Origin of the sequence: Dolichospermum sp. LEGE 00246 (genome assembly GCF_015207865.1) — a bacterium.
In the GTDB taxonomy this organism is placed as follows: Bacteria; Cyanobacteriota; Cyanobacteriia; order Cyanobacteriales; family Nostocaceae; genus Dolichospermum; species Dolichospermum heterosporum.
Map to the genome: position 1 here is coordinate 1 of NZ_JADEWA010000263.1, position 7,622 is coordinate 7,622.

Below are 7,622 nucleotides of genomic sequence, written 5' to 3' on the forward strand. Positions count from 1 at the left end.
TCTGTATCATGTTTTAAATCATTTTAATTTGTTTGGTGGTAGTTATAGTTCCCAAGCTAATCGGATGATTGAAAAAATTTTAAAGGTCTGAACTATGATTAATTTGATTAATTTGATGGAAATGATTTTGAGTGATTGGCAATTTTCGTATTACTTTGTGTCGCTCCGAGAAAAACTTTTTTAGTCCATTTTCTCCACTTTCTGAAATTGCTAAATTAGCTGTTAGGAAGTAGAAGAGCGATCGCCACCAAAGCCGTTGCTAAATTAACCAGGGCTGGACGACTGAGGTTAAGAAAACTCTTCATCCTCCTTTATCCTCAAAGAATTCTGCTCCTGTTCCTTCAACAGTGGCAACTACCAATGCCCTGTCAAGAAATTCATTACGCCGTTCGCAAGATGTTTCCGCAATCAGTAAACAGCCATGACAAGCAGCACCATGTAAAAAACGCTCCTCTTGCTCATTATCTGGTTTATGCTGGGCGCAAACCGGATCATTGGAGCATAATCTTCCTTGCTCTAATGCTATTTCCAAATGGTATTCAATGTGTTTGCCAACTTCTACCAGTCCGCCTAAAGTACCTTCTGACCCAGTTGCGCCAGTGTATAAAAGAATTCCATAACCAGCTTCACTAGCATAAATGCGCTCGTGGATAGAACTGGACGCATAACCGCATTCTAGTGATACTGCCATAATTAATAAGTGTGATAATGAATGCAGCATAATATATGGTAGTCCGGGAAACTTAACTTTTTCCTTTTCCTGGTCTATACCTTTACGCGCACACCAAATATCAAATCCTCTTGATAATTCTCGCCCCCGTTTTTTGACAGCTTCTCGCTTTAACCAATTTTCAATAGCTTCCTTGCGGAAAGCAATAAATACACCTTCGCCTCTATTCTCAATTGCCGGCACCCAAGTAGGTTCAATATCCAATGCAGCACGCCTGACGCTGATATCAAGTTCGCCGTCAATATCTGGCATTTCCGCCTCAAAGCGAGTAAAACCCACCTGAGCAATTACTTCCCGTAACCGATGTACTAAAACAATTCGTTCAATACAGGCAGAAAAGGTAGGTTGTAAATTATCTAAACTACGTGACCTGGCGTAAAAATCACCTTCTGGTACATCTTCCCCAATTTCGACGGCACTAGAAAGTAGTGTCTCAATTTCTACTTGCTTAATACTTTTATGTGGTTTTTCTTGTCGTCTTTGTTTTCGTTGCACTTCTTCCCAGACGGCTTCATTGGTAAATCCTTCTAAAGCTGTGGAGACTTTGGGATTTTTGCGGTACATTTTCAACTCATCAATACTTTCAAGACAATGAAGAAAGTTTTCATAGACTGAATTTACTGCGTTTTGCAAAGGTGCGTCAGAATCAGGGAGAGAGATCACGCTGAGAACTTGGGAAAAATAAGCATTACTAGCAGACCTCACTAATAAGCGATTGTATTCTGGTAGCTTGGTGGATTCACGAATACAACTCAGTTCTTGGGCAAAATCACCAAGCCAAGGGCGGTGTCCCTGACATTCACCTAAAACTTTACCATTGCGGACTGTAGCATTAGCAAGGGGACGACGTTTATTTTTACAGCCTTCGCAGCGAACATAAATTTCCGCAAAGTCGTTACCAGAACCACCTTCATCCAACCATAGCTGACCTCGACATTTATTATCAGAGTCATTATGTACAAAACGATACCAATTAATATCGCTGATATGTCCTTTCACACAGGCTTGGACAAAGCGAACGGGGACAACGGGGATTGATTTTTTCTCAGAATTAAGATACTTACCACTGACCAAATTACCCCAAGGTATCAAAGGGCGAGTGCGGTAGGTTTTTTGGGTTTTATTGTCGTACCAAGTTTCCCTGACTTGGGCTAAAAACCAAGTGGGAAAAGTAAAAACATTAATCCCCGTGCGGGCGGCTTTGGGTCTTGTTCATCAACTGGTGGCGCATAGAGTTTGATGTGAGCGACTTTTAAAATTTCGGCAACCCTAGCCGCTAGACGGTCTTCAAAGATGAGTTTTCTGTCGCCACGCCAATGATTTAACCCACCAATTAACACAGAATGTTTCGGTAAATCTACCATTGCCCCAGGTCCAAAGGTAGAGAGAATTTGACTTTGGCGAACTTGTCCTGGTGGTGATTTTTTTCTGCTAGATTTATTCATTTTCCTGCCTCCTCTACCTCATTTCCATAAGGATTAATTACCCACAGATTAACTGTTGGTTCAACATCGCGCAAACTTCGCTGGGCTTTGAATTTCTTTTGTACTTCTAGGGGTTGGTTGTTTAATTCTGGGTCGAGAGGGTCAAATATTAGTGCAGGTGCTTCGCCTACTTCCCGTTGATATTGAAGGCTAATTTTGCTACTGCTATTGGCGATACGTTCCCACAAATCAAGCAAGTCTTTAACTTGGTTTTTCACCTTCTGACTTAGTGCTTCGGCTTCAATTACATCAAGCTCTTTATCGTGCATTTTTGCGCGCTGGGCTATGGTATCAACGACAAAATCTAAATCTTGACGATGTTGAGTAATATCAAAAGCATGGCGTGGTGCTGTCATTTTTGGGTGTCCGAGACGTGCTAAAGCTACGGTAATGGCTGCAAGACCTCTATCAATAGCGCGAGGGGAAAAAGGAGTTACGCTAGTTGCCTCTACCGCTCGATAAAATGTTGAATGCCAAGCACCGAATCGTTCATAATGAGAGCGATCGCGGGGACGATGAATGTTCAGTAAAGTGACTACTAACCCTGGTTTTTCCTCTGCCCGTCCTACGCGGCTGGTAGCTTGGATATATTCGGCTGCTGTCTTGGGTTGACCGAGAACTACCATTAAACCCAAGCGGGTAATATCCAAACCTACGGAAATCATGTTTGTTGCTAAAACAACATCAACTTTTTCCTCTAGATCAAAGGTTGATTCCATTCGCCGCTTAGTATCGGCAACATCGCTAGTATTAACACGGGAAGTTAATTCTTCTGGTTCGTCATCAATTTTACGACCAGCAAATATCCCGGATATTTCATCTACTCGCTTGCGCTGGCTGTAACGCACTAGTCCAGAATTTACTTCGTCTTCCACAATCCGCCGACTGCCACCGAGTTCACGTAGGGAATTAAAGTAACCTAACAGTGTCATGTAAGGATCTGCTGGGTTGTGGGAATTTTTCTTTCCTCCTTGTTCTAGCCAATGTTTTTGAGCTGCACCTAGTAAGGCTAAGTATGTACGCAATAATACTACTTTTAAACTGCGTCCTTGAGCCGCAATTCCTACATAGGTGCGGGCGTTTTTGACTGTGGCGGGGACAGTTTTCGCAAAGAAGGAATTGCGTTTATCGGGTCCTGGTGGTGGAAATATATCAACTTCACTGCGACCAAATAATGCTTGAATTTGCTTGCTGGCGCGGCGGACTGTGGCAGTGGAAGCAACTATTTTCGGACGAATTTTTTTGCCGTCTATTTCTTGGCTACACAAGGCATCAATGGCAGTTTCGTATAGTCCTACCATTGTTCCCAAGGGTCCAGAAATTAAATGTAATTCGTCTTGGATAATTAAATCTGGTGGTGGTAAATAGCCGCCCAGGGGTTTACCACAGCCTATTTGAGTGGGTCCGTAAAAGCCATCATTGTCGTAGCGGTCTACTCGTCCAAATAATGCACCTGTTTCTCCTACCCAGGGCAGACTGGCAAATTTATCAACTGTGGAGATAATAAAACAAGGTAAGCGGCGATATATTGATTCATCTACGGCGACTATTGGTAAAGGATGATCACCTTGGAAATTACAGCGACGATTGGCGCAACCTATTTGTAAATTTTTTGGTTGTTCGGGTTTTGGTTTTAATTGGAATGAGTAAAGGTTGAATTTTGTCCCGCACCAAGGACAACTTTCTAAAGGGATAGGTGATGGGCTACCGTTATTTTTTTGGAAATCAAGAGTCCGCTTTCTAGCAGTGTTTTCGTCATTATCTCCTTTTTTGCCCATGCGGTTGGGTGTTGCGCTTTGTCCTACCCACAGTCCTATTTCAAACGGCCAAGTTCCTAACTGCTGGGGGTTTTTCTGGCGTTCCAATTCTAAGGCGCAAATCATTGTTGCCGCCCTTCCGAGTTGGTCGAGAGTCAACAGCCGCAGGGTATAGCGCATGAGGACGCTTAAACCGGCGGATTTGATACCGGGATAACGCAGTCGTCGCAGAACTAGGGTAAAGGCAGCCAGTCCTAAGTAGGCTTCGGTTTTACCGCCACCGGTGGGGAAAAATAGTAAATCAACTAATTGGCGATCGCTATTTTCGGGGTAGGCTATTCCTGGCAAGTTTATTAGTAAAAACGCTAGTTGAAAGGGTCGCCATTTTGGGGCTGTTTCCCTTTCGGGAGAAGTATTTTTACCGTGAGTAGCACGTTGGCGCATTGCTGTAGCAATGGCGCGATTGGCAATACAGAAGGAGGCAAATACTTGGGGATTACCTAATGCTTTGATACCTGATGCGATGCGTTTAGCTGTATTTTCCCCACGTTGCAGTAAATCTAGGGCGACATTTTGCCGTTTGGGTTCGGTGGGACATTTTGCCCGTTGTTCTTTGATCCAATCAATGTAAGCACCTACCATTGGACTCAGCATATTTTGCAATGCTTCTGGTGTGGGTGCGGCGGCTAGGGCTTCCATTCCCAACTCAACGTTTTCTACGTCAGCAGCTATGACCTTTTCTACATCAGCGGTTGGTATCCAAGCGGTACGGACTTCTTGACAACTACCATCAGGATTTGTGAGAGCGATCGCAGAAACGTTATGACCTACAGCATATTCATAATCATCACGATATTGTAAATCAGCAACGTTTTCATCCCAATCCTGATGATCTCGTCCGCGTAAATTAGGACGAGGTACTAACGGTTCTGGGGTATTGATGATTAAACTGGTTTGAAAAGTATAGGTAACATCACGCTCTTTATCTGAGGTGGGAAGGCGATTATTGACCAGAAATACGGAAACAGAACGAGTCCCCCCAGGAACAAGTTCCTTGGATGTTACAGGACGAATAGAGACGACGATTTGTAAGCCGTGGTGATCTGGTATGGGAATAGTTTTTGGGGATTGGCTTTGATGAAGTGGTAATTTTAGAGGAATAGTTATTTGGGCTTGACGGGGAATCCGCTTCCAGTTCCCCGATACACTGTGATTTGGTGCTTCTGATGTGGGTATCGTTTCTATTTCTGAGGGTGAGAGAATTTCTGCTTCACCAACATTATTTGCAGATTGTCCAACGGTATGATCTTTTAACGGAAAATAATCACCCCACTGTACTGTCACATTAAGTTGACTGGCATTTTCCGCAACCAGTAAACTTAAACCCATTGAGGAAGGGAAAAAAGCTTTCTTAGCGAATGGTTTGTCTGGAATATTTTCATCTTCACCTGCACCACCGCCTTGAACTACGTCTAAATCATCATCAACCGTATCATCTTCGCGCTGTTCCATAGGCGCACCATAGGGGACTAGGAAGCCTGTTAGATACCATTTGGATGGTGCTTGATCTAAAGTTTCTTCAGCGTGGACAATATCATCGGGTGTGGGTCCGATGAGGTCAAGTTGTAAGGCATCAATAAGATGCGATCGCACTTGGGCGGAGGTTATTGGTATAGATTTTACTGTCAAAATATTATTATCTCCGTGTTGTTACTTTTTCTGTTTTTGTTTAATTAATTAGGATATTTGCAGTTATTTTACGGGAAAATCAGCGAAAATACTAGACTATTTCTATTTTTTCTAAATGATGATTAGTTGTTCCTTGTAAATGATGATGTTTTTGATTTTTGACATAATTAACAGCTTGTTCAAGTTGCTTGCTACCTAGAGAAAATACACCATATCCTTCTTGCCAAGCAAATTTATTTGATGTATTAGTAGAGGTGTGGTTTGAATAGTAGGAACTACTTCCTTTAATGTTTTTTACAAAATCTGCAATTGCCATTGTCGGCGGAATAGATACAACTACATGAATGTGGTCTTCTATACCACCTATTGCATGAATTATACAATGAAGGGCATCTGATTTACCAATTATGTAATTATAAAGATCAGGTTCGTTATGGGGCATAATTAGAGGTTGACGTTCTTTTGTTCCCCAAACAATATGATAATAAAGTTGCCACAAAGACATATTTTTAGATGATTAATATTTAGCTACATTTACAGGTTGCCCAGATTGGTGGAAAAAATGATTTTATCTTTTTTAAGATATTAATTAATGTCCCTTATTAAAAATTAATATTTTGCTTTGGTTATTTGTCGGTTTGGTTGACGCAAAGAAACCCAACATTTTTATGATCTCACGCAAAAGTATAAATGTACTACCTATAACCACAGGTATTCATATAAATAGAGAAATATTCAGAGATATTCAGAGATATCCAAATAGCCGGAGATATCCAAATAGTTAGAGTAGCCGGTAGCCAGTAGCCAGAGGTTAAAAACCTCTGTCTAAAAGCTAAAATCGTCTGAAGACGATTGGTGGAAAGAGTAATATTAATTACGTTGATTTTTTTTAGTCCTCTTTTAGAGGACTTTCGCTATTAGACGGGGGTTTATAACCCTCGGCGGACTGAAGACGGAAGACGATTGGTGGAAAGGTAATATCAATCATGTTGTATTTTTTAGTTAGCTAATTTTCTTTTAACCAATTTTCTAAATCATCAACCTTGCTAAAATCTAATAATGCTTCTCCCAAAGATTCTATTTTCTCAATTGGTAATTTTTGAATCCGTTCAATTAACCCAGGTTGAATTTCTCCAAATCGTTTATTTAGCAAGCGGATAATTAATGCTGATTCTTTTTGCCAAATTGCTAAATCTCTTTCTTGTTGATACAATGGTGCTAGTCTCATAATTACCTCTCTATCTTCCGGATCTTGATTATTTTTTGTCAAATGCGTTTGCAGATTGTAAAATAATTCTAGCGTGATTCTCCTGAAAGGATGATTTGCAGGTAATGCTATAAGTTCGTCAATAGCTTCTTTTTGAACTGTTCCTCTTCCTAACATTCTAATCCATAGGGTTTCTTCTATACGTGGTAATTGATGAATTACTACTATGGCTGTACGAAAAGAGTCACCTAAGTAGTATATTCCCGCTAAAGAGTCATTTTTTAATGTAGCATAAAAGCCTGATAAAAGGTTAGCAGATGCGGTAGGGGTAAGTATCCATAATTTCGGAATTTCGTTTTCTGAGATTTTGGTGTTATTTCGTTTTGCTTCTCTTTTTAATAGGGATTTAACTTCTACTAATTTTACTATACAATCTAGGATTTCATCTGCTGTAACTGGGTTGCGATAGGGTTCAAATATTGCTGGCTTTGATGCCATTTTACCTAATAGTCCTAATAGTTGCAAATTAGGATCTACTTGGGGGTATGGTGAAAAATAAACATCTATTTCTTTGATTTCTGCTGCAACTCGACTAGGTGCTTGTACTTCTCCATAGTTTTTCAGAAGTTCTTCTAAATAGTCTTTAGAAAATTGGTCATGTATGAATCTGGTCATTTTTATTGATGATTAATTGTCTGATAGCGTAGCTATATCAAGATTTATAGGATTTGAGGATTTACAGGATTGTTAATTGA

The 7,622-nt window shown here is 40.7% G+C and carries 6 protein-coding genes; 1 reads left to right on the forward strand and 5 read right to left on the reverse strand.

All coding sequences use genetic code 11. The features are described 5' to 3' along the window. Positions 1 to 91, forward strand: a 91-nt coding sequence (locus IQ228_RS16635; protein WP_193963600.1) for a fructosamine kinase family protein, incomplete at its 5' end; no start/stop codon positions are given. Positions 92 to 301: 210 nt separating this feature from the next. Here IQ228_RS16635 and drmB read toward each other — a convergent pair. From drmB to IQ228_RS16655, 5 genes are all read right to left on the reverse strand, one after another. Continuing rightward, positions 302 to 1,915 carry a DrmB family protein gene (gene drmB, locus IQ228_RS16640; RefSeq protein ID WP_370566902.1) on the reverse strand — a complete coding sequence of 538 codons (1,614 nt, stop codon included), beginning with the start codon at positions 1,913 to 1,915 and terminating at the stop codon, positions 302 to 304. Next, positions 1,882 to 2,175 (reverse strand): hypothetical protein, encoded by a 294-nt coding sequence (locus IQ228_RS26705; protein ID WP_228043917.1) that lies wholly within the window; start codon positions 2,173 to 2,175, stop codon positions 1,882 to 1,884. The genes drmB and IQ228_RS26705 overlap by 34 nt, the downstream gene beginning before the upstream one ends. Next, on the reverse strand, positions 2,172 to 5,660 hold the full coding sequence (gene drmA / locus IQ228_RS16645) for a DISARM system helicase DrmA (RefSeq protein ID WP_193963602.1): 3,489 nt from the start codon (positions 5,658 to 5,660) through the stop codon (positions 2,172 to 2,174). Before drmA ends, IQ228_RS26705 begins: the two co-directional genes overlap by 4 nt. Before the next feature lie 91 nt (positions 5,661 to 5,751). Next, the gene (tnpA, locus tag IQ228_RS16650) at positions 5,752 to 6,165 is read right to left on the reverse strand and encodes an IS200/IS605 family transposase (RefSeq protein ID WP_027403934.1); all 414 of its coding nucleotides are present in this window, start codon (positions 6,163 to 6,165) and stop codon (positions 5,752 to 5,754) included. Between the two features lie 501 nt (positions 6,166 to 6,666). Further along, positions 6,667 to 7,542 carry a DUF4351 domain-containing protein gene (locus tag IQ228_RS16655; RefSeq protein WP_027403935.1) on the reverse strand — a complete coding sequence of 292 codons (876 nt, stop codon included), beginning with the start codon at positions 7,540 to 7,542 and terminating at the stop codon, positions 6,667 to 6,669. Positions 7,543 to 7,622 lie beyond the last annotated feature (80 nt).

Coding starts and splice junctions, on each gene's coding strand:
- IQ228_RS26705 (WP_228043917.1), bottom strand. CDS start 2,175: ATGAATAAATCTAGCAGAAAAAAATCACCACCAGGACAAGTTCGCCAA.
- tnpA (WP_027403934.1), bottom strand. CDS start 6,165: ATGTCTTTGTGGCAACTTTATTATCATATTGTTTGGGGAACAAAAGAA.
- IQ228_RS16655 (WP_027403935.1), bottom strand. CDS start 7,542: ATGACCAGATTCATACATGACCAATTTTCTAAAGACTATTTAGAAGAA.